Consider the following 26,519-nt stretch of genomic DNA (forward strand, 5'->3'; position numbering starts at 1 on the left):
CGCGAGACTCTGTCAAGCGCTGTCAACCGCCATGAAGCGTAAATTTTTGTAAGCGACGTAACGCCGAAATCCGGCACAAAATCGATTGCGTACTCGCGATTCATCCCCGCGCGTTTACCAAATTGGAACGTCAGGCGTGGAAAGTTTCCGCAGCGACGCGCCGTCACTGCGCGCGCAGCGAGCAAGGATTAGGATCATGGCGGCGCGGTGTGGATACGCCACGGAGTCGCTCGTGAATTCGTCGCTGATCGAAGATCAGTTACGCCGGATGACGCCGGAGCAATTGCGCGCGGCGGTCGCGGCATACCTGCCGGCCGAGGCCGACAGCGCCGAGCGGATCCGATTGATTGAATCCGCGCTGCGCAGCCCGGCAGGCCCGCAATTGCGCGAAGCCATGGCGCGATGGATCGTCCACGACATCGTGCCGGTGGAGGCGCTGGTTCCAGAGACCTATGCCGCCTGGCGCGCGCCGGTCCGCGACGCCATGATGTTCGTGGTGACCCATCTCTCCGCCGGCCGGCTTGCCCCCAAACTCCTGGAGCAACTGGAACTCCCGCCGAAAAGCACGCCGGAAGCACGCTTGCTGCGCCTGATCGCGAAAGTGCCGGGGCTGCAAAAGCTGGGGCAGGTGATTGCGCGCAACCGGCACTTGGGTCCCGCGTTGAGGAACGCGCTGGCGAAGCTGGAGAACGGGATTCGCGACGTCCGCCCGGAAGACATGGCGACCCTCATCCGCCGGGAATTGGGAGCGCGGCTGACGGAGTTCGAGGTCCAAATCAGGCCCGGCATCCTGTCGGAAGCCAGCGTCAGCGCGGTGGTGCGTTTTACCTGGCGCGACCCGGCAACCGGCAAGCTGGAACGCGGCGTTTTCAAAGTCTTGAAACCGCATATTCCCGATTGCTTCGCCGAGGACATGGAGTTCCTCCATGACCTGGCGCAATGGTTCGGGACACGCCACCGCGAGTATGGCTTTCCCCGCCATGTGATTCCTGACACCTTCAACAAAGTCCGGCGCCTGCTGCAGCACGAAGTGGATTTCCCGCGCGAGCAGAAAACCCTGCTGGAAGCGTGGAAGCAGTATGAATCCATGCCGGGTGTGCGCGTGCCCCGAGTCTTGCAGCCGCTGTGCACATCCACCATCACCGCCCTGACGGAAGAATTCGGCGCGAAGGTGACGAACGCCGCTGCGCACTTGCCGGATTGGCGGCGCCGCCGGATCGCCGAGCAGTTGGTGGAAGCACTGGTCGCGGCGCCTCTATTCGCGGCCGACGAGCAGACCGTGTTTCACGCCGATCCCCATGCCGGCAACCTGCTGTACAACAGCGAAAGCGGAGAACTGATCATCATCGATTGGGCGCTGCGCGAACGACTCACGCATCGCCAGCGCCGCCATCTCGCGCTGCTGTTCCTGACGATGACCTTGCGCGATCCGGTGGGCGCGGCCAATGCGGTGCGGGAACTCAGCCAACACCCGATCCGCAGCCGCTCGCCGCAGGCGGGGATGATTCGCTGTTCCGTCGCTCGCTACCTGGAGGAGATGCCGGCGACGCGGTTGCCCGGCGGCGCCGACATCATGCGCCTGCTGGAACAACTGGCGGTGCAGGGCATCCGCTTCCCTGCTCCTTTGATCATGCTGTCGAAGGTGCTGTTCACGCTGGATGGCATTGTGGCGGACATCGGCGGGTCCACCGGCGGGACCGGGTTCGCGATCGTGCGGCATCTGGCGCAGCGATGGCTGGCCAATCCCGCCGCCTTCCGGTCCCCCTTCCGGACCATGGATTGGCTGACGCTACAGTGCAGTGCCCTGCTCTACGGCAGCCGCATGTGGGTGCGTTGCGAACAAGCGCTGCTGGACCGGTTGCTGCCGGATCGGGCGGGTGCCACGGCCGCGCCGGCGTGAATCACGCGTGTTGCGAATCAATCCAGGCGAGCCGCTCGGCGATGATGGAGTAAACCGAAGGATTGAAGACCAGCCCGATGTGGGTGCCGGAAACTTCGAAATCAGTATTGGGGTGGCCGCTGCGGCAGTAACGCCAGTCCACAATGCCGTCGTGGCGGGTGTAGATGGAAGTCTGGATGATGGATTTCGGCAGCCGGCAGCGCAGGTAGTTCACGAAATCGCAGGTGCAGCGCGACGTGTAGCAATGGGCCGACACCCGCGGGCCGTGCTCGCTCAGGATGTTCCGGCGGACTTCCTTGGCGGCGTGGAAAACCGAATGATGCACAATCGACTTGCGGAAGGGCGCGGCCAGAGTGGTAACGGACGCGATATCGTTGGGCCTTTGTGCCGCCACCGAACGGGCGATCAATCCACCCAGGCTGTGCCCGATCAAGTGGACCTTGCGGCCCGACTCTGCCCTGGCCAGGTCGATCGTCTTGGTCACGCGGTATTGGATCAACAGGTTGGGACAATCGGCATTGATCCCGATGCCGGAAAAGTGGGCGCGATAGCCGATGCGCCGCAGCCAGGAATTCAGGTGGGTAACATACACGTCGGTGCCGAGAAAACCGGGGATGACCACCACGGCGGAGCCATCACCATGCGGCACTCCCAAGCCGTAGTAAACGGGGGAGGCGTGCAAGAGAAGGAGTTCGGCTCCGAAGAGCGCCTCGTTCCAAATGGGAAGATGGGCGTCATCCACATGCTTGTGCACCTGAGCCGGAGGCGCCGGTTTGATGGCGCAGCGTCGCGTAACTTCTAGTCTCTTGGTCACGTAACCCGTTTTCGCTCGACCGACAACTGCGCCCGCGCCCGCAAGCCGGAACAGCTTAAGCATGCACGGCAGGTGAATGGACGCAGTTCAATCCTGGACGTTGCTATGAATGGGGGATGCGCGATTCCACGTTCGCACGTGACGAGATATAACGCACGAGCCGCAAATGTGCAAGCTTTTCGAAACGACGTGCCGCTGCCGGGCAACGGCACGTCACTCGAGGAGCGCAAGCATCCACCCGTTCTAAGGGCTCGGGCTAAGCGCCGACACGAGCCACCTGGACCTTTTCAGCCTTGTGCCGGGCGGGCCGCTTGCGGCGCTCGCCCATGCTCACCACCTTGGCGCCGTTGCGCGGCTTGATCATCGACTCGATCAACGACTTCTCGGCATTGACGAAGCTCTTGACGCCTTCGCCCGTCAGATTGGCGATGGGCAAAAGCCGCGAGGGCGCCAGCATCTTGAACGTCTTGGTCGCCGCTTTCAGGTTGACGTTCATCTGCTGGCCGACAACGTCGAGCAGCCGCTTCTGCGCCTCGATGAACGCATCGGTGGCTTCCCGCGCGAGCTTCGACATTTCCGTCGGCTTCACGTGCTTCATGACTTCCGGCTTCGCGGACGTCACCTTGGCGGTTTCCTGGGCAACCACGTCGAGGAACTTCTTCTGCGCCTGGACGAAGTTGTCCATGCCTTCGCGGGCGAACTCCACCAGATGCGCGCCCTGGAATCCCTTTCCGACTTTGACGTCTTCCAGCCAACCGATGGTCTGCTTGCTGGTGATCTTCAGGAAGTCCTCGTGCATCTTGATGAAGGTACCGATACTGCGCCGCAGCAGATCGCTCATCGCCGTCATCGGCATGTTCCCGGCGACACGCTCCTTGACGCCGTTCATGATGATCTCGCTCTCCTGCTGCGCCATGTTGAGAAGGATTCTCTGCGCTTCCACGAAGCTGGATGTTCCTTCGACAGCCAGCTCGGCCAGGATCGCCACCGGCGAATTCTCCGGGTCCGACATTCCTTCCCGCAGGGTCTTCATGGCAACCGCGTTCTGGCGCATGGCGACATCCACCAGCACGCGCTGCGTGGCAAAAAAGCTTTCCACGCCCTGTTGCACCCATCCGGTCAGCAAGGAAAGTACGGACGAGGGCCGGGGATGGGCGGCGGGACGGGGCTTGGTCTCTCTTGGCATGATAGCCTCCGATTTGCTGCATTGCAGCATTTGAGTAAAAGCTAGTCTTTTCGCAGGATTGTGTCAATATATTCCGTAGAATTTGTTGCAGTGCACCGGGGAGGCGGAAAGGTGAAAACGGCCAAGGTCGTAATCAGGAAATACGCAAACCGCAGACTCTACGACACCTCCGCCAGCCGCTATGTCAACCTGGAGGACATCGCGGCCCTGATCCGAAATGGGACTGACGTCCAGGTAGTGGATGCCAAGACGGGCCAGGACCTGACCCGCGTCACCCTGACCCAGATCATTCTGGAGGACGCGCGCGACGAGCCCGCCGGCCTGCCGCTGGATCTGCTGCGGAAGCTGATCATGACCTCCGATGTGGTGCGCCGCGAATTCGTGAAGTCGGCCTTCGACGCTTATTCGAAACTGCAGGACGCGGTGCAGTCCGGATTTACCAGTGTGCGCTCCGCCGCGCTCTCGCCGCTGGAGACGGTCAGCGGCCTGGTGCAGGGCAACCGCGGTGAAGCGGGCGACGTACAGGAACTCCGCCGGCGTGTGGCGGAATTGGAAGCGCGCGTGAAAAAACCAAAGCCACGCGCCCGCCGCCGCAAGTCGAAGCGTTAAGCGACGGCGGCTACTGGGGTGGCGGCGGCTCGCGGCTGAACCGGCGGGGCCTCGGCGGGAGGCGGCGTTGGCGCTTCTGCGGCAACTTGGTTCCCCGCCGGTGCGCGTTTCTGCCGCGGCGCGGGACCAGCCAACCGCTTGCGCAACTCCGCAAAGCTCTGGTTCAGCAACTTTTCGAACTGCTCCAGGTCCGGGATGGCGTGCACGTCGCCGGTAAAGCCGAAAAACGCGGTGCCGTTGTAGGTGAGCACGGCGCAGTTCATGCCCATTTCCCCGCCGATCGGCACGTAGGGATAGCAGGCCAGCATCTGGTGGCCGAGCAGGTAGAGCGGCGCCGCCGGGCCGCGCACGTTGGTGCAAATCAGATTGCACAGGCTGATCGGCAACTGGCTGATCAGCGGCCCGAGCAGCGCCTGCAGCGGGCTCGGAATCGTGCCCAGCATAGTACCGGCAACGCCGACCAGCTCCGCCAGGCGCGCGTTTTTCAGCAGCGTCATCTGCTCGCGGACGGCCAGCAGCAGCTTCCGCGGACTCTTGATATCGAGCGGCAACGTGACCGGCAGAAAGGTGATGCGATTGCCCAGCTCGCTGGCGTCGTCGTTGCCGCGCACGTTGACCGGGACCACGATCCGCAGGGCGCGTCCCTTGACCCGCACGCCGTGCAGTTCGGCATAGCGCCGCACCGCGGAAACCATGGCCGCCAGGGCGACGTCATTGAAAGTAGCGCCGCATGCCTGCTTGACCGCCTTGAACTCGGCCATGGAAATTTCCGTCCAACAGAACTTCTGCGGGCCGCGGCAGATGGTGTTGAACGGCAGGCGCTCCGCCGGCGCCCCGACCTCGGGGATCAGGCGGCTCAACTGGTCCATCAGCGGAACGGCTGCATCGGAAACATCCGCGCCCTGCGCCTCCCCATTCGCTGGCGCGGGCTTGGCTCCGGCGCTGGCGATGAGGCGCTCGGCGATGCTTAACAGCTCCGATTGCGCCGTCAGCACCCGCTGCACGCCGGAGAAGCATGCGTCCAGGAAGCTATCGAGCAGCGCCGGCGGCGCCGACGGCGGCAGCGCAGGAAGCGGCGGACTCTTGGACAGGCGCGGCGCAACCGGACTCTGGTCCATGAGCGCGTTCATCAGCCCAATGCCGGAGATGCCATCCGCCATGCAGTGGTGGATGCGGATGATGAAGCCGGTGCGATTGCCTTGCAAGCCGCGCACCAGCGTAAGGTCCCAGAGCGGGCGGCTGCGGTCCATGTTGGCGCTCAGGATGTGGGCGGCGGCGGCCTTGAACTCGGCGTCGGTGCCGCGCTTGAGCGTCACCTGCCGGAGGTGATTGCGCAGGTTGAAATGGGGATCGTTTTCCCATGCCGGCAGCCCGATATTGAACGGCGGCACGGCGATCCGTTGGCGGTAGCGCGGCACGATCGGCAACTTGGAGGCGATGAATCGGCTAAACGCGGTGAACGGAATCACGCCCTCAAATACGCTGACCGAGGCCACGTTCAGCGGCATGCCCTCGCGTTCCAGGTAGAGGAAGAGAGAGTCTCCAAGGGAGAGCGATTCACGATCGTGAGCATCTGTCGTCATGGTGCCTTCCGTAGAACTGACCGCCATTGCTCGCAGTGCCGTCCTGTGTCTGCGTCATAGCCGTACCGCGCCGCTGGCGCTCACGAGTTCTGTTCCACTTTTCCCACCGCTGCCGCGCTGGGCTAACGAATTTCGCCGCTCCGCGGCTGGTTTCGGTTCGCTTTTGGACCACTGCAACGCGCGAAATCGAGCTATGACACAGACACCTTCCTGCACGACCGAAAACACCCACATCCGCCAACGGCGGGCAGATGTGGGACACCGATCTCAGGCGCCGGTTGGTTTGGCCGCGCCGCGCCCGTGATACGCGCTCCACAACAGCTCCACCAATTCGCTCATCAGCGGCATGCGCGGGTTCGACCGCCAGGAAGGATCGTCAAACGCAATCCTGGCCAGGTCGGGCAGCGCACGCTCGAATTCCTCCTGCGAGATTCCCAACTCCGCGATGGAACGCGGAAACGCCAGCCGGTCGAGCAACTGTTCGATCGCCAGCACGAGGTGGGCGACCTTTTCCTCCACCGTCTCTCCGCCCAACCCGAGCAGGTCCGCCATCGCCGCATATTTCTTGTGAGCGCTATAGGCCCGCTGGTTGGGCGACGGCATGAACTTAGTGGGCACCGATGCGTTAAACGCGATCACATGCGGCAACATCAGCGCATTGGCCCGGCCGTGGGCGACGTGGAAGCGCGCGCCGAAAGCATGCGCCAGCGCATGGTTCACACCCACCGACGCGTTGGCGAAGGCGATCGCCGCAATGCAGGCGGCGTTGTGCATCATGGTGCGCGCTTCTTCGTCGCGCGGATGCTCATAGGAAACCGGCAGGTACTTGAATGCCAGTTGAAGGGCCTGCATCGCGTTGGCGTCGGTATAGGGTGAGGCATAAATGGAAACCGCCGCTTCCAGCGCGTGAGTCAGGCAATCAATGCCTGTGTCCGCGGTCAGGCCTTTGGGCATGGACATCACGAACTGCGGGTCCACGATGGCAACATCGGGAGTCAGCGAGTAGTCGGCGAGGGTGACCTTGCGCCCGCGTTCTTTGTCGGTCAGGACGGCAAACGGGGTCACTTCGCTGCCCGTGCCGCTGGTGGTGGAAATGGCAATCAAGCGCGTGTGGTTGATCTTTTCTGTCGGGTACTGCACCACCCGCTTGCGGATGTCGAGAAACGGCGCGCCCAGCTCTTCCAGGTCGGCCTGTGGCGATTCATACTTCAGCTTCATGATCTTGGCGGCGTCAATCACCGCCCCGCCGCCGAGCGCGACGATCTGGTCCGGTTGGTACAGGTTGAACTCGGCGACGCCTTGGGTGATGACCTTGACCTCGGGCTCGGCATCGGGAATCACCGTGACATGGACGCGCGTCCCGGGCGGCAGGTGGCGACGGACAACGTCCACGTGCCCGATCTGCTCCAGCGCAGCGTTGGTGACGATGATGGTGGAGCGCGACGCGAACTGGCGCAGGTTTTCCACCGCGTTCATGTTGAAATAAATCTGATTGGGAATGCGGAGCCACATGTGCGCCGGTGTCCTCCGAGCCACGCGTTTGATGTTGAGGTAGTGATAGACATTGACGTTGTCCATGGTGCTGTTGCCGCCGCCGGTGCCGCAGCCGAAGGAAAACGTCGGCACCATGTCGTTGTACACGCCGCCCAGCGCTCCGATGGATCCCGGGGAATTGACGATGATCCGCCCGGCATTGATCACCTCGCCGAACTGGCGGATGATGTCCTCGTTTTTGGAGAAAATTACCGCCGTATGTCCGAGGCCGCCGGCGTGGTTCACGGCCACGCACACCTTGAGCGCCTCCTCCACCGAATGCGCCCGATAGACCGCGAGCACGGGAAACAATTTCTCCACCGAGAGGGGATGCTCGCGACCGACACCCGTAATCGGCGCAATCAAGAGCTTGGTCCTGGGCTTCACCTTGAGGCCGACCAGACGCGCGATATCGGAGGCTCTCTGGCCGACGGCCATCGGCTGCATGCATCCGGTTTCGGGGTCAATGACGGTGCGCCCCAGCAGTTCCGTCTCCGCCTGATTGCAGATGTGCGCGCCCAACTCCTCGAATTTCTTCAGCACGACGTCATAAATTTCGTCGTCCATCACCACCGTCTGCTCGGAGGCGCAGATGGTTCCGTTGTCGAATGTCTTGGAAGTGATGATGTCCACCACGGCCATGTCCAGGTCCGCGGATTTTTCCAGGTAGACCGGCGTATTGCCCGGCCCAACGCCCAAGGCTGGTTTTCCCGAACTGTAGGCGGCCTTAACCACCGACGGCCCGCCGGTCGCGTCAATCAGTCCGACATCCTTGTGGTGCATCAGGTAGTCGTTGTCCTGCAAAGTGTGGGATTCCAAGCAGGTGAAGACGCCTTCCGGCGCGCCGTGTTTCAGCGCGGCGTCGTACATGATCCTGACGGCGTCGGAGCAACAGCGCCAGGCGTTCGGATGCGGGCTGAAGATGACCGCGTTCCGCGTCTTGATCGCCATGATGCACTTGAAGAGCACCGTCGAAGTGGGGTTGGTGATCGGTGTCATGGACAGGATGACCCCGATGGGCTCGGCCACTTCCACCAGCCCGCGCTCCGGAAACTCGCGAATGGCGCCCACCGTACGCTTGTCTTTGACGTAGTTGTAGACAAACTCGGTGGCCACCATGTTCTTGAGGAACTTGTCTTCCAGCACGCCCAGCCTGGTTTCCTCAATCGCCAGCCGCGCCAGATCATGAGCGTGTTCCAGACCGGCCAGCACCATGGGTTTGACGATCCGGTCTACGTCCTCTTGCGTGTACTGCTTGAAGGCGGCGGCGGCGGTCCTGGCCTGGCTGACGAGCCCTTCCAGGCAGGCAATTCTTTCTTCGCCCAGAACCGGGATTTTCCTTGTGTCGGCATCGAACGGGCGAGGGGGGCGGAGTAAATCTTGGGCACGGGCAAGGGTGGTCATGGTGCCTTCTCCCGCATTTGGCGAGCCAACATGCCATGCTACCCGGGCTCGGAGCCGCGGGAGCAAATTAGAACGACGAATGTGTTGGGCCGATGCCAAATTGGAACATGAGAGGGGCGCGCCAGGGTGTGCCGTGGGTCACATCGCCTGGGTTACCTGGTCACCGAAGGAGAGGCGCCGGTGGGAGCTGACTCGGCAGCGTCATTCCAAGTTGTTTCCGCCGCGGGCACGATGAACGACATCGCCCGTTCCGCCAGGGCGGTGATGGTCAGGCTGGGATTGACTCCGAGATTCGTCGCCACCACCGACCCATCGCACACGTACATGTTCTTGTATCCGAAGACGCGGTGGCGATGGTCGACCACGCCGCGCTCGGGCGACTCCGCAATCACGCAACCCCCGATGCAGTGCGCCGTTCCGGGAACGTTGAACAGGATCTCCGGGAGCATGCTCATGGGCGTGCCCCCGGTGAGGCGCGCGAACTTTTCCGCAAAATCGTTGGCCGCGGGAATGTAAGCCGGGACCTTGTCGCCGCGGCTGACCAGAAACTTGCGAAACGGCCAGAACCACGGGCGCTTCCAGCGCATTTCGATGTGTCCATCCAGCGCCTGCATGCAGAGCAGAATCACCGACTCCCGCGCCCATCCCCAGGGTCGAAACAGGCGCAGAGTTTTGAAGGGGTGGCGCAGCAGCGCGCGCGCCATGTTCGCCAGCCACAGCAGAATCCTTCTCGGTCCCGGGCGGCCGCCGGTCAGGATGGTGGACATTAGGCTCATGGTGTCGGAGCCGCTGGGGTACCGCACCGCTTCGATGTGGGTGTGCTCGTCAATGTAAATCCCCGACCCGATGGCCACGCCCGTCGACAAATCTTCTTTGCAGTCCGGAACGCGCACGCCGATCAGCGATTCGGAATTGGTGCGCACGTGCTTGCCCAGCTTGTCGCTGATCGCCGGCAACGAGCCGCATTCCTTCAGGTGAAACATCAGCTCCATGGTGCCGAGCGACGATGCCGCGAACACCACGCCGCGGCAGGTGAAGCGTTGCGGGCGGCGGCGTATCCACGCGGTGGACTTCTCGGTACGCACCTCGTAACCGGCGCTGCCGTCGGAGGCGCCGCCGAGCGGTTTCACGTCCACAACTTGCGTTTCCGGAAAAACTCGCGCGCCGTGCTTTTCCGCCAGATAGAGATAATTCATGTCGAGGGAATTTTTCGCGCCGTGGCGGCAGCCCATCATGCAGCCACCGCAGGCGCGGCAGGTAGTCCGCTCCGGACCTTCTCCCCCGAGGTAGGGATCGGGAAAGGTCGTGCCGCCCTGCTCTCCTTCCGCCGCCTGGAAAATCGCGACGCTGGTGCGATAAAAACTCTGTCCAACTCCCACGGCTTCGGCCGCTTGTTTCAGCAGATGATCCGCCGGACCGAGAATCCTGTTCTCGGTGACGCCGAGCATGGTGGACGCGGCTTCATAGTGCCGCGGCATCTCGCTTTGCCAGTCCGCCAGGCCGTTCCATGAGCCCGAAGACCAAATCTTGTCCGGCGGGCGCAGCAAGGTGGCAGCGTAGGTAATCGAGCCGCCACCGACGGCGCAGCCATGCAGGATGGTGACATGGCGGAAGTACCGCATGTTGAAGAACCCGCGCAGCGCCAGCTTCGGACGCCAGAACCAGCGGTGAATCGACCAACTGGTGCGCGGGTAATCGTCGGCGGTCCAGCGCCGGCCCATCTCCATGACCGCGACGCGATAGCCCTTGTCCACCAAGCGGTGCGCGCTCACACTGCCGCCGAACCCGGAGCCGATCACAATGAAGTCGAAGTCGAATTGCTGATTGCCGCCGGCCATCTCAGCCCGCAATATACTCTGGCCGGCGTCGGTTCGCCGGAGCTTATTGCACGAGCGGGCTGGAACAAGCGATCAAGCGCTCGTCGAGCACCGAGTTAACGGCCGCCTGCGACGAGTTGCTGCCGGCATCGACCAATGCCGCCGCGGGACGGCAACCGCGGATCGCCGCGGATCTTCACGGATCGAATGTCTTGTTGTTCTGATCCGCGTGAATCCGTGGGAATCCGCGGTTAAGTTTCCTCTAGTGCCCTTCCCCCGCCTCCAGCGTCACCTTGCCTTTGAACATCCGGTACACGAACACGAAGTAGCCGATCGCGATCACGATGCCGATCGACCACCACACCAGGCCCACGGATAGGCCATGGCGCGCGGCGGCGGTGTTGTAGATGGTCAGGCTGTTGGTCTGATTCATCGCCGCCGGCAGAACGTCGGGATAAATTCCGAACGCGGCGCCGCCCAACATTCCCGCAACGTAGGCGGACGAGCACAGGAACGCCGCCTTCTCCCGGTACTCGGTGGCGAAGTACAGCACGCCCGCCAGGCTGGCGAAGACGATCAACGGGATCGCCAGGCCGATGGGCCAGCGCTTGTAGTTGTCCACCACGTCCAAATGCACGCGGATGGTGAGCATCAAGCTGATGAAAGTAAGCGCCAGGACCACGGGCCAGGTCGCCAGCGCAATGCGGCGGGCGCGTTCGTTGACCGCGCCATAGGTCTTGTGCGCGATGTAGAGCGCGCCATGCATGGTCAGCGTGGCCAGCGCCATCACGCCCGCCATCACGGTGAACCAATCCAGGATTCCCGGATGCGGCCCGACGCGCCAGTTCGTCCACAGCGGCTCGAAGAAGTAGCCGTCGCTGTTCAGCGGCACGCCGCGCACCACGTTGCCCAGCGCCGCGCCGAAGAAAATTGCCAGCAGGATGCTGGAAACGGAAAAGATCACGTCGAAGAAGCCGCGCCAAACGTGGCTTTCCAGGTGAGTGCGAAATTCGATGCCGATGGCGCGCAGCATGAGCAGCCACAGCACCATCATCAGCGGAAGATAAAAGCCGCTGAAACTGGAGGCATAGAGCAGCGGAAAGGCGAAGTAGAGAGTGCCGCCGGCGGCCAGCAGCCAGACTTCGTTTCCGTCCCACACCGGGCCGATGGCGCGCAGGATGGTGCGGCGCTCCTCGTCGGTGCGGGCGGCGATGAGGTGAATGATGCCGGCGCCGATATCGAAACCGTCGAGCACCACGTATGCGACCAGCATCAGGGCGACAATCACGAACCAGAGCGTTTCCATCACCGCACCTCCGCCAATTCAGGTTCGTACACCGGCGGTTTTAGTTTGGCCGGCGCGGCCTCCTCCGGCCCGCGCTCGATTTCGCGATAAATCAGGAAGAGGAACAGGAACGAGAGCACGGTGTACATGCCCATGAAGCCCAGCAGCGTGAATAACCCGTTGCCCGCCGAGACCATCGTGGAGTAGCCGTCTGCCGTGCGCAGCAAGCCGTACACCAGCCACGGCTGGCGGCCGACTTCGGCGGTCATCCAGCCGGCGGTGTTGGCGATGTAGGGGAAGGGGAAGCTGAGCATCAGGATCCACAGCGCCCAGCGCGCGTCAAACAGTTTCTTGCGCCACAGCAGCCCGGCCGACAGGATCATGACGGCGATGAAGATCGTCCCCAGCCCCACCATGATGTGGTAGCTGTAGTAGAGCAGCGCGACGTTCTCCGGCTGGTCCCGCTTGGGAAATGCGTCCAGGCCCTTCACCTCGGCGTTCCAGCGCTTATAGGTGAGGAAGCTCAGCATCTTGGGCACGAACAGCGGGTTGTCGATTTTCTGCTGCACGGTGTCAGGTTGCCCGATGATGACCAGCGGCGCGCCGGGCTGCGTGGTGAACAGCGCTTCCATTCCCGCCAGCGTCGCCGGCTGATGGCGTGCGACCATGCGCCCCTGGCCGTCGCCGGTGGGAAATACTTGCAGGATGGTGAAGATAACGCCCGCAATCACGCCAGTGCGGATGTAGATCTGCGCCTGATCTTTGTGCTGGTGGCTGAGCAGGTAGAAGGCGCCGACCGCGGCCATGACGAACGAGCCGGTGATCACGGCGCCGCTCATGTTGTGGGCGTACTGCCAGCCCGCCCACGGATTCAGCACCAGCGCCCAGAAACTCTGGAGCTGCACGCTGCCGTTAGGCATGCGCACATAGCCGGTGGGATGCTGCATCCAGGCGTCGGTGGCGACGATGAAGTAGCCCGACAGCCACGATCCGGCAAAAACCATGAACCCGCTGAACCAGTGCAGCCTGGGACCCAGCCGCTTCTCGCCGTAAAGGAACAGGCCCAGGAACGTGGATTCCAGAAAGAAGGCGAACATGCCTTCCATGGCGAGCGTCTGGCCGATGACCCCACCGGCCCACTGCGAGAAGTGCGCCCAGTTGGTGCCGAACTGAAATTCCATGGGGATGCCGGTAACCACGCCGAGCACAAAGTTGATACCAAAAATCTTCGCCCAGAAGCGCGCCGCGCGGCGGTAGCGCTCGTCGTTCTTCCACAATGCCAGCGACTGCAAGACGACGATCAGCGGCGCCAGGCCCATGGTCAGTTGCGGAAACAGATAGTGATAGGTCACGGTGAAGGCGAAGTGCAGGCGATGAATGATGAGTGCGCTGTCCATAAATGATCTCGATGTTGTTGGAAACTGCTTGGCTGCCGGGCCAACGGAATTAATTCAGCGACGAAGCCCCACAGCAATGCCGCGAACGTAATAATCCGAGTACAGTCTCGCAACCGGCTTCCAGTTTGGCTGTGATGGCAGTCACATGGGAGGAGGAAGTTGCAGTTTCACTTTCGGTGGTTGCCGGTTATCGGTTTGCGGTTGTCGGTTCTTAGCTGATCGAGCAAGCGGGATTCGCGCCGTCATTCACAGCCAAGAGCAGTCTCAGAACTGAAACTGAAACTGAAACTATTTTTTCGTTCGCTGGCGGACTTCGCGTCTGCGCCCAGCATCCTCGTAGCGGCGTTTTTCGTCCTCGGTTTCGGGAATGACCGGCGGGACGGGGAGGTGGCGCCCGTCGCGGTCCACGGCGACAAAGGTCAGCAGCGCCGAGGCGACCTGCGAATGCGCTCCCTTGATGTAGTTCTCCACCAGGACCTTGACGCCGACTTCCATGGAAGAATGGAACGCGCGATTGACGGATGATTGCAGGATCACGAAATCGCCGACACGCACCGGAGTGAGAAAATCCACGTGGTCCATGGAGGCGGTGACGACATAATTTCGTGAATGGCGGTGCGCCGCCATCGCTCCCGCCAGGTCAATCCAGTGCATCAGCCTGCCGCCGAGCAACGAGCCGAGCGGGTTGGCATCGTTGGGCAGAACGATTTCCGTCATCTCCGATTGCGATTCGCGCACCGGGCGCGGCTCCAGCTTCAGGTTCTCCTGGGCCGTTCGTTCCTGTGACATCACTGACCTTTCTGGCGAGTCTTCAATCGCCAGTCTTCAGTCGCCAGTCTTCAGTCGTCAGGTTTTCCTGAAGACTAACGTCTGAAGACTGAAGACCAGCCGCCACACCTGAGCGGTGCAGATAGGAGTCCACATAGCACTCGGCCATCTTCTGGATGCGCGCGTCGGCGTGCGAGGAAGACCAGCGGCCGGCGGCGGCATCGAATTCCAGCATGCCATGCTCGCCGGGCGCATGCGCGATCTCGCAGACGAACTGCACGCTCAAAATTTGATCGCGGTCGCGCGCCAGGGAAAACCGCACCGCGTCGGACGGCCGCTGGCGCGGCAGCCGCGGACACGCCCGCGCGTATCCCAGATTGCAGCCCTCCCGCAGTTCGTCATCGCTGGGCCGGGCGCCCTCGTGGCCGGGCGCGGTGCAGTGGCCGGTCCATGCATCGCCCAGAGGCAGCCGCGCCGGATGCGGCCAGGGAGGATTCTCAATTCGCTTCTGCGGGAGGAAGTAGGGGCAGGCCATGAAGCGGCATTGTAACTCAGTGGTCAGTGGCCAGTGGCCAGTGGTCAGTTCTCAGGGCTCGGTGGCTGCGGCTGCGCGAGCGTTGCCTGGTCAGACGTTGCTGCAAACTGGAAACCCGAAACTGAAACTCGAAACTGAAACTTGCTACACTGGCCACTGGCCATCAGCCACTGACCACTTTTTATGGACCGCATCGCCGCGCTCAAGGAACTGCTCGCCGCCAATCCCACCGACGCCTTCGCGCATTACGGCCTGGCCATGGAGTATTCGAAAGCGGGCGACGTCGCGGGCGCGCTCGCCGAGTTCAAGACCATCCTTCAGCACAATCCGGATTACGTGCCTGCCTACCAGATGGCGGGACAGATGCTCATGTCGGCGGGACGGATCGAGGAGGCGCGCAAGATGTTGGAGGATGGCATTGCGGCGGCGCGCCGCTGCGGCAACCAGCACGCTGCCTCGGAAATGCAGGGCATGCTGGACACGATGCCGAGCGAATAGCTTTTAGCTCTTAGCTCTTAGCTTTTAGCCAGCCTTTAGCCCTTAGCTCCGAAGCCTACCTTTTATCTGGATCGATTACCGAAAACCGTAAACCGACAACCGAAAACCCGTAATGGCTAATCGCTAATGGCGGCCTTTCAGCCTCCGCCCCATTCCCCACTCGACCAGCGCCGGGAAGAGCTGGTAGAGCTTGGCGACCATCCAGTAGTACCAGGGCGTATAGACTTCGCGCTTACCCTTCAAGTAACCGTTGAAGATATCGCGGGCCACCAATTCGGCGCTGACGCCTTTCTGGTTCGCGGAATTCAACCGGCGCGGCTCGCGGCCCAGGGTTTTATTGACCTCGAAGTTGGTCGCAATGTATCCGGGGCAGACAGTCAGCACGTGCACGCCGGTTCCCTGCAACTCCACGCGCGCCGCCTTGCCGATGGCGTTGATGGCAAACTTGGTGGCGCTGTAGGCCGCTGCGAACGGCAGCGGGATGTGCCCGGCAACGCTGGAAATATTAATGATGACGCCGCCGCCCTGGCGCTTCATCGCCGGAATGACTGCCTGCATGCCATCAATGGCGCCGAACAGGTTGGTGTCGAACATCCGGCGGTAGGCATCGCGGTCCATCATCTCGACCGAGTCGTTCATGCCATGGCCGGCGTTGTTGACCCAGATGTCCACGCGCCCGAAATTGTGCAGGGTGAGGGAGAGCACGCGGTCAATCTCTTCGCGGTTGCGCACGTCGCAGGTGAGCACCGGAGTTTGCTCCGGGTGGCCGATGCGGGCGCGCGCCGCCTCCAAGCGCGCCTGGTCGCGCGCGGTGAGAACGACCAACGCTCCTTCTTCGACGAACAGCTTCGCCAGCGCCTCGCCGATTCCCATGGACGCGCCAGTGATGACCGCAACTTTTCCGTTGAGCTGCGCAGGCATGCTTCGCTTCTATCGGGTAGCGCAAGCGAAGTCAAGCGGCGTGAACTAAACACCGAGGCCGGAAAGGCGTTCCACGGGCCGCGCCAGCACAACTTTCTTCCCGCGCACCACCAGCGGACGCTGGATGAGTTCCGGATGCTTGATCATCAGGCTGACCAGTTCATCGTCCTTCAGATTTTTTCCGGCCACGAACTGCTTGTACGCCGCTTCCTTGGTCCGCATCGCGTCCGTCGGCTTCAGGCCGGCGCTGTGCAGCAACTTCTGCAGCGCATCGGCGGTGAGCGGCTGCCTGGTGTAGTCCACCGCCTCAAACTCGACGCCTTTCGCGGTCAAGATCCTCTTGACCTCGCGGCAGGTGCTTCAGGTGGGTTTTTCGTAGATCGTGATTTTTTCGCGGGCCATGGCGTGGATGCTTGTTCGTGGTTGGCAATTGGTAGTTGGTGGTGGGTGCAAATTACCAATTACCAATCACGAATCACTCCTCTTCTCCCCCGCTGAGCGCCTGCGCCGCCTCGACCGCAGTCGAATAAGTGACGAACACGGTCGCCAACTTGGTGATTTGCAGCACGTCGCGCACCCGCCCCGTCAGGCCCGCCAGCACGATCGTCTTCTGATCGCGACTCGCCGTGGTCAGCATGCGAACCAGCTCTCCTACCCCCGAGCTGTCAATGAACGTGACATTCGAGAGGTTCAAAACCACGTTGCGCGACTGCTGCAACAGGTCGTAAACCTGCTGTCGCAGGAGAGCAGTTTCTTCCCCAAACGTGATCCTGCCGTTGCAATCCAAAATCAAGGCATCGCCATAGATGCGGCTGCTGGTCTTGAGCAACATCGTTCCCCCAATCGCAGTAACTTACTACTATCCGGCGGCGATAGGAATCAGCAAGAAGCAACAATTTTTGCAAATCCCAAACGCCGCCTCGACCGCACCTCGCCATTCGGCATCGCAAGCATAGCGCAGCACTGGCGAGTCTGTGTGAGAACTGTGCCGCGCCGCTGGCGCTCGATAATTCTTTTCCACTTTCCCCAGCGCTGCCGCGCTGGGCGAACGAATTCCGCCGCTCCGCGGCTGGTTATGGGTGCGTTTGGACCACTGCGCTTCCCGAAAGTGAGTTCTCACACAGACGAGAGCCGGGCGAGATGCTCCCACATTCTCTGACCTACTGAAAAACTGACCAACTGAAATACTTGTTCCTCCCATAAGAACGATTTATCTGTCCGATTCATTTTATGAATTCGACCCACCGGCTCGGACCGGGTTAGGCTCCAATGTGGGAGCATCTCGCCCGGCTCTCGTCGGCAATTTGCATTGGCATGGCTCCTCCGCCCACGAGAGGTCGCACTTATACAGGAGTGGTTCGTGATGCGACGTGCATGCGTCAAGGCAGTTCTGGTTCTTCTCCTACTCGGTACGGCGGCCCCGGCCTTCGCGGTTGCCCCGATTCTCCGCGCCGCCCGCACTTCCACTATCCTGGCAGCCGCCGACGTCTCCGCCGACCGCATCGCCAAACTGGAACAGCAGGTCGCCGACGCCAAGGGCTCCGCCGACAATGCCTGGATGCTGATGTGCGCCGCCCTCGTCCTGATGATGACCGGCCCCGGCCTGGCTCTTTTCTATGGCGGCCTGGTGCGCAAGAAGAACGTGCTGGGCACCATGATGCAGAGCTTCGCCATGATGGCCATCGTGACCGTGCTCTGGGCCATCGTCGGCTACAGCCTCGCCTTCGCGCCCGGCAGTTCCTTCATCGGCAACCTGAGCCGCGCTTTTCTGCACGGCGTCGGGGCGCAGCCTGACGCGGACTACGCCGCCACCATCCCGCAGCAGACCTTCATGATTTACCAGTTAATGTTCGCCATCATTACTCCGGCATTGATCACCGGCGCCTTTGCCGAACGCATGAAGTTCAGCGCCATGGCGCTGTTCATGGTTTTGTGGTCGCTGTTGGTGTACTGCCCGATGGCGCACATGGTGTGGGGTAAGGGAGGCATTCTGAACGCGGCGCTGGGCGGCCGCTTTCCCACGCTCGATTTCGCCGGCGGAACGGTGGTGCACGTCACCTCCGGCGTCTCCGCGCTGGTCTGCGCCACCTACCTCGGCCGCCGCCTCGGTTACCCGCGGGAGATGATGCCGCCGCACAGCGTCGTGCTCAGCTTCATCGGCGCCTGCCTGCTGTGGGTGGGATGGTTCGGCTTCAACGCCGGCAGCGCGCTCAGCTCCGGCAGCCTGGCCACCAGCGCTTTTGTTGCCACTCATTTTGCTGCCGCCGCCGCCGCGCTCGGATGGGGCGCCGCCGAATGGATTCGCAACGGCAAGCCCAGCGCGCTGGGAGCGATTTCCGGGGCGGTGGCGGGCCTGGTTGCCATCACTCCCGCCGCCGGTTTCGTTTCTCCCCTGTCGGCGCTGCTCATCGGCCTGATTGCGGGTGTGGTTTGCTACGCCATGGTGGCCAAGGTCAAAAGCATTTTCGGCTACGACGACTCGCTCGACGCTTTCGGGGTACACGGCGCCGGCGGCACCATCGGCGCCATTCTCACCGGAATTTTTGCTTCGCGCCTGGTCAATCCCGTCTTTCACGACGCGCAGGGCAATGCCACCGCCGTCGGATTGATGGAGGGCAACTGGCGCCAGGTGGGCAACCAGTTGGTGGGAGTCGCCATCGCCTGGACCATCGCGCTGGTCGGCACGCTCGCGATTCTGAAAGTGGTGGACCTGGTCGTCGGCCTGCGCGTTTCCGCCGAAGACGAAGCCCAGGGCCTGGATCTCACGCAGCACGGCGAAGAAGGCTATTACTGGGAAGCCTCCGCGCCGTAGGGGTTATCGGTTTTCGGTTCTCGGTTTTCGGTCAAACGCCGTGAACCCACAACCGCAAACGGATAACCGACAACCGTAACCCGAAAACCGAGAACCTCTGCTATGACAAAAATCGAAGCCATCATTCAGCCGGCCCGCCTCGACCAGGTCAAGGAAGCGCTGCTGGAAATCGGGGTGGACGGCATGACCGTGCTCGAAGCCCGCGGCCACGGCCGCCAGAAAGGCCACACCGAGTTCTACCGCGGCCGCGAATACACCGTGGACCTGCTCCCCAAGGTCAAACTCGAGATCGTGCTCAATGACGAGCTCGTGGACCGCGCCGTGCAGGCCATCGTCACCGCCGCCCGCACCGGAAAAATCGGCGACGGCAAGATCTTTCTCTCCCGCGTCGACGAAGCTATTCGCATTCGCAACGAAGAGCGGGGCGTCACCGCCTTATGACCGTACCCGCCCACGAGGTTTCCCATGTCCACCGCGGCGCCGATCGGCGCGCTCGATAACTATTACGCCGGCGAGTCCGCCCGCATCGCTCGCGCCTTCGAGCTCACCGGCGACGGGCGCGTCGCCGTCGGCCAGCGCAGCGAACTCGTCGTCAACATGGTTGTCGGCCTGTGGCGCAACCTGTTCGGCGACGAAGCTCCCGGCTTCGCCCTGGGCGCCATCGGGGGTTTCGGGCGCGCCGAACTTTTCCCTCACTCCGATATTGACCTGCTCTTTCTCTGTGCCCAGCCGCCGGATGCCGAGGTCAAGCAGAAGATCGGCGCCCTGTGCCGCGAGTTGTGGGATGCCGGGCTGCGCGTCAGTCCGGCCACGCGCACCCCGAACGAGTGTGACCGGCTCGACGCCAACAACATCGAAGGCGCGCTCTCCCTGCTCGACTCACGCTTCCTGGCCGGCGATGCCGCGCTCTTCCGCCAGCTCCACGACGAGCTGCTGCCCAGGTTGGTGCGCCGCGAGTGGCAATCCCTGGTGCAGGGCGTTGCCGAACTCGCCCGCACACGGCAAGACAAGTTCGGCAACACGATCTTTCATCTGGAACCAAACGTGAAAGAGTGCCCCGGGGGGCTGCGCGATCAGCACATCCTCTACGCGGTGCGCTGTTTTCTTCATTACCGCCACGGCCGCGACGACAACAAGCTCACCTGGGACGCGCAGGAGCAGGCCGCGGCGCGCGGCATCGGTTCGCCCACCCGCGCTCCCGCCGACCCGGCGTCATGGATGCGGGCCTACTTCCAGCACGCTCGCGCCATTCATCGCTTCATGATGCAGGTGCTGGAGGACATCCCTCCCGCGCGCTCTTCGCTGTTCCAGCAGTTTCAGCAATGGCGCTCGCGGGTTTCCAACCAGGACTTTTCCGTAGTCGGCGGGCGCGTTTTCCTGCAGCAGGCCAGCGCCGTCTCCGAACCCGACATGGTGCTCCGCCTCTTCGCCTTCATCGCCCGCCACGGCTTGCGCCTTAGCGCCGACACCGAGCGCCGCACCGAGCAGGCGCTGCCCGCGCTGGCGGAGCGCATGCCGCGCGGCCCCGCGCTGTGGGCGCCCTTGCGCGAGATCCTGCTGGCGCCGCATGCCGCGCAAACCTTGCGAGCCATGCATTCGCTCGGCCTGCTGACGCATCTACTCCCGGAATTCAAGCTGGTGGACTCGCTGGTCCTGCGCGACTTCTACCACCGTTACACCGTGGACGAGCACACCTTCCTGGTCATCGAAAATCTGCAACGCCTCCCCGCCGCCGGCGACAATGGCGATGGCCGTTTCGCCCACATGCTCAGTGAAGTCAAGGAAGCCGACCTGCTGTACCTCGCCACTCTGCTGCACGATCTCGGCAAGGGCGCCCCCGGGGAGCAGCACGTGAAGGCAAGCGTGGGCATCGCCGAAGGCATCCTCGCCCGCCTCGGACTGAATCCGCATGAGCGCGATACCGTGCTCTTCCTCATCGCCAGTCATCTGGAGATGTCGGCCGCGCTTCGCCGCGACATCTTCGACTCGGAAACCATCCGCAGTCTGGCCGAGAAAATCGGCACTCCCGAGCGCCTCCAGATGCTCTGCCTGCTGACCTGGTCCGACATCAAGTCGGTGAATCCGGCCGCCCTCACCCCCTGGAAAGCCGAGATGCTGTGGCAGCTTTACATCGCCACCGTGCGCCACCTCAACCGCAGCGTGGAGCAGGAGACGGTGCACGCCGACGATGCCGACGTGGCCCGAGTCATCTCGATTTTTCCCGACCGCGCGCAGCAAATCCGCGAATTTCTCAGCGGCCTACCGCAGCGCTACTTGCGCACCTACGCCGAGAAGGCCGCCTTCCACTTTCAGCTTGCCGCGCAGCTCCGCACCGGCGACGTCCAGTTGTCACTCAACCTCAATCGCGATCTCTTCGAGCTCACCGTCGTCACCGCCGACCGGCCCGGACTGTTCGCCACCATCGCCGGTTTTCTTTTTGCGTGGGGCATGAGCATTGTAAAAGCCGACGCCTTCGGTCATAGCGCCGGCATCATCCTCGACACTTTTCATTTTTCCGACCGCTTCGGCACGCTGGTGATGAATCCGCCTGAGCGCGAACGTTTCAAGCGCAACCTGGAGGAAGTCCTCTCCGGCGAGGCCAACCTCGACAAGCTGGTTTACAACCGGTTGAAGAGCGAGCGGCCTTCTGCCCCTGCCCTGAAGGTCAAGCCGCGCGTGGATTTTGACGACCAGTGCTCTTCCCACAGCACGGTGCTGGAACTCATCGCCCAGGACCGCCCCGGCCTGCTCTACGACGTCAGTTCCCTGTTCGCCGCCGAGAAGTGCAATATCGAGGTCGCCCTGATTGATACCCAGGGCCACATGGCGGTGGACGTTTTCTATCTCACCTCCGAGGGCCGCAAGCTCGACACTGCCCACCAGGAACGCCTCGCCTCGCAACTGCTCGAAGAACTCGGCTGATTGCCAAAGTCCCTCCCCGACTATCTCAACGTTCCACAAGCCCGTTTGTGGACCCGCGTCACAATTGTGGGCGGGTTGGCGACTACCCAGGATTTGGCCGTTTGCCGGGCGGGTAGGCCTGAACTCCCATCAAGTGAAATGGCCTGTTTGCGCCAACTGGCCACGAGAGCTCTTTGTCGAAATTTCACCTACAAAGCAAAGTGGAACTCTCGGGCTCCGGTTCTCGTATGTGTCTCCATGACGAAGCGCGCCCCATTCGGGTGGAATAACCCTCCTCACGGTCTGTTCTGCCGTCGCTCAGAAACATCCATATGAAAGCAATCGTCTACTACAACTACGGTTCGCCCGATGTTCTCAAGTGTGAAGAGATTGAAAAGCCGACCGCTGGGGACGATGAAGTTTTGATAAAAGTCCGGGCGGCCTCCGTCAATCCACTTGACTGGCACCTCATGAGAGGCACGCCGTACATCGGTCGCTTAATGATCGGCCTGCGCAAACCGAAGATCACACGACCCGGCGTTGATGTGGCCGGCCAGGTTGAAGCGGTGGGCAGAAACGTAACGCAGTTCAAGCCAGGCGACGAGGTGTTCGGCTCGTGCCGTGGGGCCTTTGCCGAGTATGCGTGCACTTCCGAGTCGAAATTGGCCATGAAGCCCGATAACGTGACGTTTGAACAGGCGGCTTCTGTCCCTGTGGCAGCATTCACCGCATTGCAGGGTCTTCGCCACAAGGGACGGATTCAGCCGGGGCAGAAGGTCTTGATTAACGGTGCGGCGGGAGGCGTGGGTACGCTCGCTGTGCAGATCGCCAAGTCCTTCGGCGCAGATGTAACCGGCGTATGCAGTACGAGGAATGTGGACATGGTCCGATCCATCGGCGCGGATTGGGTCATTGATTACACCCAGGAGGATTTCACCAAAAGTGGGCAACATTACGACCTGATTTTCGACCTCGTGGCGAACCATTCGTTGTTGGCATGCAGGCGCGTCTTAAATCCCAAGGGGATATACATCGCGGCCGGAGTACTGGGCGTGTCGATGATCGGTCTTCTGGCTCGTTTGATCACAGCGCCTGTATTGTCACTTTTCGTGAGCCAGAAGTTCGTCGTGTTGATGGCGAGATCGAGCAAAGAGGACCTGACCATCATGCGCGAGCTCATGGAGGCCGGAAAAGTAACACCGGTCATCGACAGGCGTTACAGGTTGAGTGAGGTCCCTGAGGCCATCCGGTATCTGGCAGAAGGACACGCTCGAGGAAAAGTAGTAATAACTTTGGAATATAACAACAAGACCTGACAACGCGCTGCGCCCGACTTTGCTCCGCTGCGCTTCGCCGCGGTCGAGTCACGGGCAACTCGGAAACAATCGCCTCGCCGCCTTCCAAACGGCGAATTACCCAATCGGTAAATCCCCAGATCCCTCCGCGGTGCTATCGTAGTGACGATGTCCGAACCAGAATCTTTCAACGATGTCCTCTCGCAGTTCGAGCAGGCCCACGCCCACAAGCCCGCCGAGGGCCGCCGGCAACTGGAAGGCACCGTGATTGCCGTCACCGGTGACTCGGTACTGCTCGACATCGGATTCAAGACCGAAGGCATTCTGCCGCTGGCCGCATTCCAGGATGCCGCTGAAACCGTCAAGCCCGGCGACAAGTTCCCGGTCTCGGTCACCGGCCGCGACCCCGAGGGCTACTACCAGCTTTCCCGTTCGCGCGTGGAGCGTCCCACCGACTGGTCTTCCCTGCAGCAGGCCTTCACCGAGCAGGCGGCCATCATGGGCACGGTCACTGCTGTGTGTAAGGGCGGGGTCAGCGTGGATGTCGGCGTGCGCGCCTTCATGCCGGCCTCGCGCAGCGGCACCCGCGACGCCGCCGAGTTGGAAAAACTGGTCGGCCAGCAGATCCACTGCCGCATCACCAAGCTCGACGTCACCGACGAAGATGTGGTGGTGGACCGCCGCGCCGTCCTGCAAGACGAAGCGCGTGCTTCCAACCAGCGCCGCTACTCCGAACTCAAGGAAGGCGATCTCATTACCGGCACGGTCCGCAGCCTCACCGATTACGGCGCCTTCGTGGACATCGGCGGCGTGGACGCCTTGCTGCACGTTGGCGACCTCGCCTGGAGCCGTGTCAACAAGCCCGCCGACGTGCTCTCCGTCGGCCAGCAGATCGAAGCGCGCGTGCTGAAGATCGATCCCGGCAAGCGCCGCATTTCTCTCGGACTCAAGCAGCTGCAGCCGCATCCCTGGGATTCCGCCGCGGAAAAATACAAGGCCGGCGAGCGCGTGCGCGGCACCGTCACCCGCATCGTGGATTTCGGCGCCTTCGTGGAACTGGAGCCCGGCGTAGAGGGGTTGATTCACATCTCCGAAATGTCGTGGGCAAAAAGAATCAAGAAAGCCAGCGACGTGGTCAAGCAGGGCGAATCCGTGGAAGCCGTCATCCTCGGCGTCAACCTTGCTGACCGTCGTATCTCGCTCGGCCTGAAGCAGGCGCTGGGCGATCCCTGGGCGCTGGCGGCGCAGAATTATCCTGTCGGGTCGGTGATCGAAGGCCCGGTCACCAACCTCACCAACTTCGGCGCTTTTGTGCAGCTTGCCGAAGGGGTAGAGGGCATGATCCACGTCGGCAACATCAGCGCCGAAAAACGCATTGACCATCCCCACGACGTGCTGCGCGTCGGTCAGACGGTCCGCGCGCAGGTGCTGGAATTCGATCGCGACAAGCGCCGCATCTCGCTCGGCATGAAACAACTCGTCCCCACCGGCCTCGACGAATACCTCGCCGAGCACAAGCCCGGTGACCTGGTCAGCGGCCGCATCATGGAGATTTCCGGATCCGACGCGCGCGTCGAACTCGGCGAAGGCATCCATGCCATTTGCCGCATCCCCGTCGCCGCGCAGGCGGAGAAGCAAACGGAAGCAGAGAGCGGAGAGGTTTCAGATCAGGCCAAGCCGGACCTGACCTCGCTCACTTCCATGCTGAACGCGCGCTGGAAAGGCACTTCGGCTCCGAGTAAGGCTGCGTCCAAAGCGGAAGCCGCCAGCGCCGGGCAGATTCGCAGCTTCCGCATCGCCAAGCTCGACCCCGCCGCCAAGAAAATTCAACTGGAATTGGCCTGATGGGCCAAGGTTCTGCGGTGGTTGCTCCAACCGGCCGAGCACGATTGCAGCAAGTCTTGATCAATCTCCGGCAACGGCAGCGGATTTTTTTGCCAGCAGCGCATTCACCTTGCTGATGACGGCAAAGGCGTCGGCGACATAGACCACGTCGGCCTTGCCGCGCGCCCAGCCGCAGTTGGGGTCGAGGTTGATCGCCCGGCGCTCGGTGATGAAGCGCCAGCCAACCACGTGCGGCTCTTCGCCGTGGCAGCAGGTGGAGAGCCCCTTGGGATGGCGCGGCGTTGCTCCCGTCTGTCCGACCTGGTTCAAGTGGGTCATAAAGAGCAGCGTCGCCTGGTTTTCGCCGCTCTGCTCCACCAACGACTTGCTGCCGCCGAGCGACGCCTGCGATTCACGCAGGAACCCGAGGATCAACTGCTCGGCTTCGGCCGCGTGCACCTGGCCGTCGGATTGTTTCTTCGTCCAGCCCGCACCGGCGACAAACAGCAGCTTGGCATCCGGACGGATGGTCTGCTCGCCGGCCTGGGGCGCGCGGATGCCAGTCACGACGGTGCGAATCGGCGGAAGCGTGACCGGGACGGTTTCGACGTTGGCGATTGCGACCTGGCCTTGCCACGCGGGACGCGAGCCGCTCTCGACCAGCATCAGCCACGGGCGCGCCGTGCGCTGGAGCGAAGCTTCGATGCGCTGGCGGTAGAACCAGCGCGTCACGACCGGTGCGGACTCGGCAATAGCGATGCCAGTGATGTGTGTGTCCACGCGGCCGTTGAGCCGATGCGCCACGCCGGGAAAAACGCGCGCCAAGCGCAAGGTCGCAGGGGCGACGACGATGGTGGCATTGGCAGCGCGGCAGAGAGACTCGCAAGCGGCGGCGTCGGTCGCATAACGCGGTTGCGCGAACTCCGCGCCGGAGACGCCGAGAAAACGCGTGGCGCCGCAGGCGGCGATGGAGCTTGCCGCAGTCTGGACATCAGCGCCGAGGAGCGCGACGCTGAGCGGCGCGGCGAGTGAGGCGGAGAGTTCGATGGCGGTGGTCAGCGATTCGAGCGCGGTTCTTGGGAGCGCGCTGGCGTCGTCGGTGTGGGCGAGAAAGAGAATGGTTTCCATAGTTTCAGTTTCAGTTTCAGTTTCAGTTTTAGCTTTAGCTTCAGCACACGCGAGGGCGCGTGTGCCACACGTTCCTATTCCTTTCCGATCCACTCGACGATTTCGGCGGCGATGGCGTCGGGAGACATGTCTTTTACGACACGCGTTTCGCGCTGCTGCTTGGGCAGTGCCACGCTGATGTATCGCAGGCCGTCACTGGCGATGGGCGCGGCTTTGGCGCGTTGCAGCGCGGGCATCACGGTGCGCATGTTGGCCATGCCGACCTGCGGGTTGTTGCGCGGCTCGGGCAGATTGCCGGTGGCCCAGCCG

General features: G+C 62.5%; 22 protein-coding genes. 8 read left to right on the forward strand and 14 right to left on the reverse strand.

Annotated features, from left to right (window positions below):
• Positions 1-196 precede the first annotated feature (196 nt).
• Complete coding sequence (locus LAN70_06245) at positions 197-1,900, forward strand: hypothetical protein (GenBank protein ID MBZ5510757.1); 1,704 nt, start codon at positions 197-199, stop codon at positions 1,898-1,900.
• 1 nt (position 1,901) lies between these two features.
• On the opposite strand, the gene LAN70_06250 is transcribed toward LAN70_06245, so the two are convergent.
• Both LAN70_06250 and LAN70_06255 read right to left on the reverse strand, forming a co-directional pair.
• Complete coding sequence (locus tag LAN70_06250) at positions 1,902-2,777, reverse strand: alpha/beta fold hydrolase (protein MBZ5510758.1); 876 nt, start codon at positions 2,775-2,777, stop codon at positions 1,902-1,904.
• A 193-nt stretch (positions 2,778-2,970) separates the two neighbouring features.
• A complete protein-coding gene (locus tag LAN70_06255) occupies positions 2,971-3,900 on the reverse strand; it encodes a hypothetical protein (protein ID MBZ5510759.1) in 930 nt (309 codons plus the stop codon).
• A 111-nt stretch (positions 3,901-4,011) separates the two neighbouring features.
• Here LAN70_06255 and LAN70_06260 point away from each other — a divergent pair, with 111 nt between their 5' ends.
• Complete coding sequence (locus tag LAN70_06260; protein ID MBZ5510760.1) at positions 4,012-4,509, forward strand: polyhydroxyalkanoate synthesis regulator DNA-binding domain-containing protein; 498 nt, start codon at positions 4,012-4,014, stop codon at positions 4,507-4,509.
• Here the strand turns inward: LAN70_06260 and LAN70_06265 are convergent.
• The 7 genes from LAN70_06265 to LAN70_06295 all read right to left on the reverse strand — a co-directional run bounded on the left by LAN70_06265 (position 4,506) and on the right by LAN70_06295 (position 14,831).
• On the reverse strand, positions 4,506-6,092 hold the full coding sequence (locus LAN70_06265; GenBank protein ID MBZ5510761.1) for a wax ester/triacylglycerol synthase family O-acyltransferase: 1,587 nt from the start codon (positions 6,090-6,092) through the stop codon (positions 4,506-4,508). The two genes, LAN70_06260 and LAN70_06265, sit on opposite strands and share 4 nt — an antisense overlap.
• A 267-nt stretch (positions 6,093-6,359) precedes the next feature.
• Positions 6,360-9,029, reverse strand: a complete 2,670-nt coding sequence (adhE, locus tag LAN70_06270) for a bifunctional acetaldehyde-CoA/alcohol dehydrogenase (protein MBZ5510762.1) — start codon at positions 9,027-9,029, stop codon at positions 6,360-6,362.
• 152 nt (positions 9,030-9,181) lie between these two features.
• Positions 9,182-10,867 (reverse strand): GMC family oxidoreductase, encoded by a 1,686-nt coding sequence (locus tag LAN70_06275; GenBank protein ID MBZ5510763.1) that lies wholly within the window; start codon positions 10,865-10,867, stop codon positions 9,182-9,184.
• 241 nt (positions 10,868-11,108) lie between these two features.
• Entirely contained in the window at positions 11,109-12,152 is a 1,044-nt protein-coding gene (gene cydB, locus LAN70_06280) for a cytochrome d ubiquinol oxidase subunit II (GenBank protein MBZ5510764.1), read from the reverse strand.
• Entirely contained in the window at positions 12,152-13,528 is a 1,377-nt protein-coding gene (locus tag LAN70_06285) for a cytochrome ubiquinol oxidase subunit I (protein ID MBZ5510765.1), read from the reverse strand. Before LAN70_06285 ends, cydB begins: the two co-directional genes overlap by 1 nt.
• Before the next feature lie 288 nt (positions 13,529-13,816).
• Positions 13,817-14,317 (reverse strand): acyl-CoA thioesterase, encoded by a 501-nt coding sequence (locus LAN70_06290; protein MBZ5510766.1) that lies wholly within the window; start codon positions 14,315-14,317, stop codon positions 13,817-13,819.
• A 22-nt stretch (positions 14,318-14,339) separates the two neighbouring features.
• Complete coding sequence (locus LAN70_06295) at positions 14,340-14,831, reverse strand: hypothetical protein (protein MBZ5510767.1); 492 nt, start codon at positions 14,829-14,831, stop codon at positions 14,340-14,342.
• 183 nt (positions 14,832-15,014) lie between these two features.
• Between LAN70_06295 and LAN70_06300 the strand changes: the two genes are divergently transcribed.
• Entirely contained in the window at positions 15,015-15,329 is a 315-nt protein-coding gene (locus LAN70_06300; GenBank protein MBZ5510768.1) for a tetratricopeptide repeat protein, read from the forward strand.
• A 123-nt stretch (positions 15,330-15,452) separates the two neighbouring features.
• On the opposite strand, the gene LAN70_06305 is transcribed toward LAN70_06300, so the two are convergent.
• The 3 genes from LAN70_06305 to LAN70_06315 all read right to left on the reverse strand — a co-directional run bounded on the left by LAN70_06305 (position 15,453) and on the right by LAN70_06315 (position 17,082).
• Complete coding sequence (locus LAN70_06305) at positions 15,453-16,250, reverse strand: SDR family NAD(P)-dependent oxidoreductase (GenBank protein MBZ5510769.1); 798 nt, start codon at positions 16,248-16,250, stop codon at positions 15,453-15,455.
• A gap of 45 nt (positions 16,251-16,295) precedes the next feature.
• Positions 16,296-16,583 carry an arsenate reductase (glutaredoxin) gene (locus tag LAN70_06310; GenBank protein MBZ5510770.1) on the reverse strand — a complete coding sequence of 96 codons (288 nt, stop codon included), beginning with the start codon at positions 16,581-16,583 and terminating at the stop codon, positions 16,296-16,298.
• A 142-nt stretch (positions 16,584-16,725) separates the two neighbouring features.
• Positions 16,726-17,082 (reverse strand): STAS domain-containing protein, encoded by a 357-nt coding sequence (locus LAN70_06315; protein ID MBZ5510771.1) that lies wholly within the window; start codon positions 17,080-17,082, stop codon positions 16,726-16,728.
• Positions 17,083-17,613: 531 nt separating this feature from the next.
• On the opposite strand from LAN70_06315, the gene LAN70_06320 reads away from it, so the two are divergent.
• The 5 genes from LAN70_06320 to LAN70_06340 all read left to right on the forward strand — a co-directional run bounded on the left by LAN70_06320 (position 17,614) and on the right by LAN70_06340 (position 25,103).
• Positions 17,614-19,062 (forward strand): ammonium transporter, encoded by a 1,449-nt coding sequence (locus tag LAN70_06320; protein ID MBZ5510772.1) that lies wholly within the window; start codon positions 17,614-17,616, stop codon positions 19,060-19,062.
• A gap of 102 nt (positions 19,063-19,164) precedes the next feature.
• Positions 19,165-19,503 (forward strand): P-II family nitrogen regulator, encoded by a 339-nt coding sequence (locus LAN70_06325; GenBank protein ID MBZ5510773.1) that lies wholly within the window; start codon positions 19,165-19,167, stop codon positions 19,501-19,503.
• A 24-nt stretch (positions 19,504-19,527) separates the two neighbouring features.
• Complete coding sequence (locus tag LAN70_06330) at positions 19,528-21,984, forward strand: HD domain-containing protein (protein MBZ5510774.1); 2,457 nt, start codon at positions 19,528-19,530, stop codon at positions 21,982-21,984.
• 311 nt (positions 21,985-22,295) lie between these two features.
• The gene (locus tag LAN70_06335; protein ID MBZ5510775.1) at positions 22,296-23,279 is read left to right on the forward strand and encodes an NAD(P)-dependent alcohol dehydrogenase; all 984 of its coding nucleotides are present in this window, start codon (positions 22,296-22,298) and stop codon (positions 23,277-23,279) included.
• Between the two features lie 147 nt (positions 23,280-23,426).
• Positions 23,427-25,103, forward strand: a complete 1,677-nt coding sequence (locus LAN70_06340; protein MBZ5510776.1) for a 30S ribosomal protein S1 — start codon at positions 23,427-23,429, stop codon at positions 25,101-25,103.
• 60 nt (positions 25,104-25,163) lie between these two features.
• Here LAN70_06340 and LAN70_06345 read toward each other — a convergent pair whose 3' ends face one another.
• Both LAN70_06345 and LAN70_06350 read right to left on the reverse strand, forming a co-directional pair.
• Complete coding sequence (locus tag LAN70_06345; protein MBZ5510777.1) at positions 25,164-26,210, reverse strand: electron transfer flavoprotein subunit alpha; 1,047 nt, start codon at positions 26,208-26,210, stop codon at positions 25,164-25,166.
• A gap of 74 nt (positions 26,211-26,284) precedes the next feature.
• Positions 26,285-26,519 (reverse strand): electron transfer flavoprotein subunit beta (locus LAN70_06350; protein MBZ5510778.1); only part of this gene is annotated, 235 nt, incomplete at its 5' end.

The sequence above is a fragment of the Terriglobia bacterium genome, from assembly GCA_020072845.1.
Lineage (GTDB): Bacteria > Acidobacteriota > Terriglobia > Terriglobales > Acidobacteriaceae > JAIQGF01.

Coding starts and splice junctions, on each gene's coding strand:
- adhE (MBZ5510762.1), bottom strand. CDS start 9,029: ATGACCACCCTTGCCCGTGCCCAAGATTTACTCCGCCCCCCTCGCCCG.
- LAN70_06340 (MBZ5510776.1), top strand. CDS start 23,427: ATGTCCGAACCAGAATCTTTCAACGATGTCCTCTCGCAGTTCGAGCAG.
- cydB (MBZ5510764.1), bottom strand. CDS start 12,152: ATGGAAACGCTCTGGTTCGTGATTGTCGCCCTGATGCTGGTCGCATAC.
- LAN70_06290 (MBZ5510766.1), bottom strand. CDS start 14,317: ATGTCACAGGAACGAACGGCCCAGGAGAACCTGAAGCTGGAGCCGCGC.
- LAN70_06330 (MBZ5510774.1), top strand. CDS start 19,528: ATGTCCACCGCGGCGCCGATCGGCGCGCTCGATAACTATTACGCCGGC.
- LAN70_06265 (MBZ5510761.1), bottom strand. CDS start 6,092: ATGACGACAGATGCTCACGATCGTGAATCGCTCTCCCTTGGAGACTCT.
- LAN70_06335 (MBZ5510775.1), top strand. CDS start 22,296: ATGAAAGCAATCGTCTACTACAACTACGGTTCGCCCGATGTTCTCAAG.
- LAN70_06325 (MBZ5510773.1), top strand. CDS start 19,165: ATGACAAAAATCGAAGCCATCATTCAGCCGGCCCGCCTCGACCAGGTC.
- LAN70_06245 (MBZ5510757.1), top strand. CDS start 197: ATGGCGGCGCGGTGTGGATACGCCACGGAGTCGCTCGTGAATTCGTCG.
- LAN70_06255 (MBZ5510759.1), bottom strand. CDS start 3,900: ATGCCAAGAGAGACCAAGCCCCGTCCCGCCGCCCATCCCCGGCCCTCG.
- LAN70_06315 (MBZ5510771.1), bottom strand. CDS start 17,082: ATGTTGCTCAAGACCAGCAGCCGCATCTATGGCGATGCCTTGATTTTG.
- LAN70_06295 (MBZ5510767.1), bottom strand. CDS start 14,831: ATGGCCTGCCCCTACTTCCTCCCGCAGAAGCGAATTGAGAATCCTCCC.
- LAN70_06285 (MBZ5510765.1), bottom strand. CDS start 13,528: ATGGACAGCGCACTCATCATTCATCGCCTGCACTTCGCCTTCACCGTG.
- LAN70_06300 (MBZ5510768.1), top strand. CDS start 15,015: ATGGACCGCATCGCCGCGCTCAAGGAACTGCTCGCCGCCAATCCCACC.
- LAN70_06275 (MBZ5510763.1), bottom strand. CDS start 10,867: ATGGCCGGCGGCAATCAGCAATTCGACTTCGACTTCATTGTGATCGGC.
- LAN70_06320 (MBZ5510772.1), top strand. CDS start 17,614: ATGCGACGTGCATGCGTCAAGGCAGTTCTGGTTCTTCTCCTACTCGGT.
- LAN70_06345 (MBZ5510777.1), bottom strand. CDS start 26,210: ATGGAAACCATTCTCTTTCTCGCCCACACCGACGACGCCAGCGCGCTC.
- LAN70_06305 (MBZ5510769.1), bottom strand. CDS start 16,250: ATGCCTGCGCAGCTCAACGGAAAAGTTGCGGTCATCACTGGCGCGTCC.
- LAN70_06250 (MBZ5510758.1), bottom strand. CDS start 2,777: ATGCTTAAGCTGTTCCGGCTTGCGGGCGCGGGCGCAGTTGTCGGTCGA.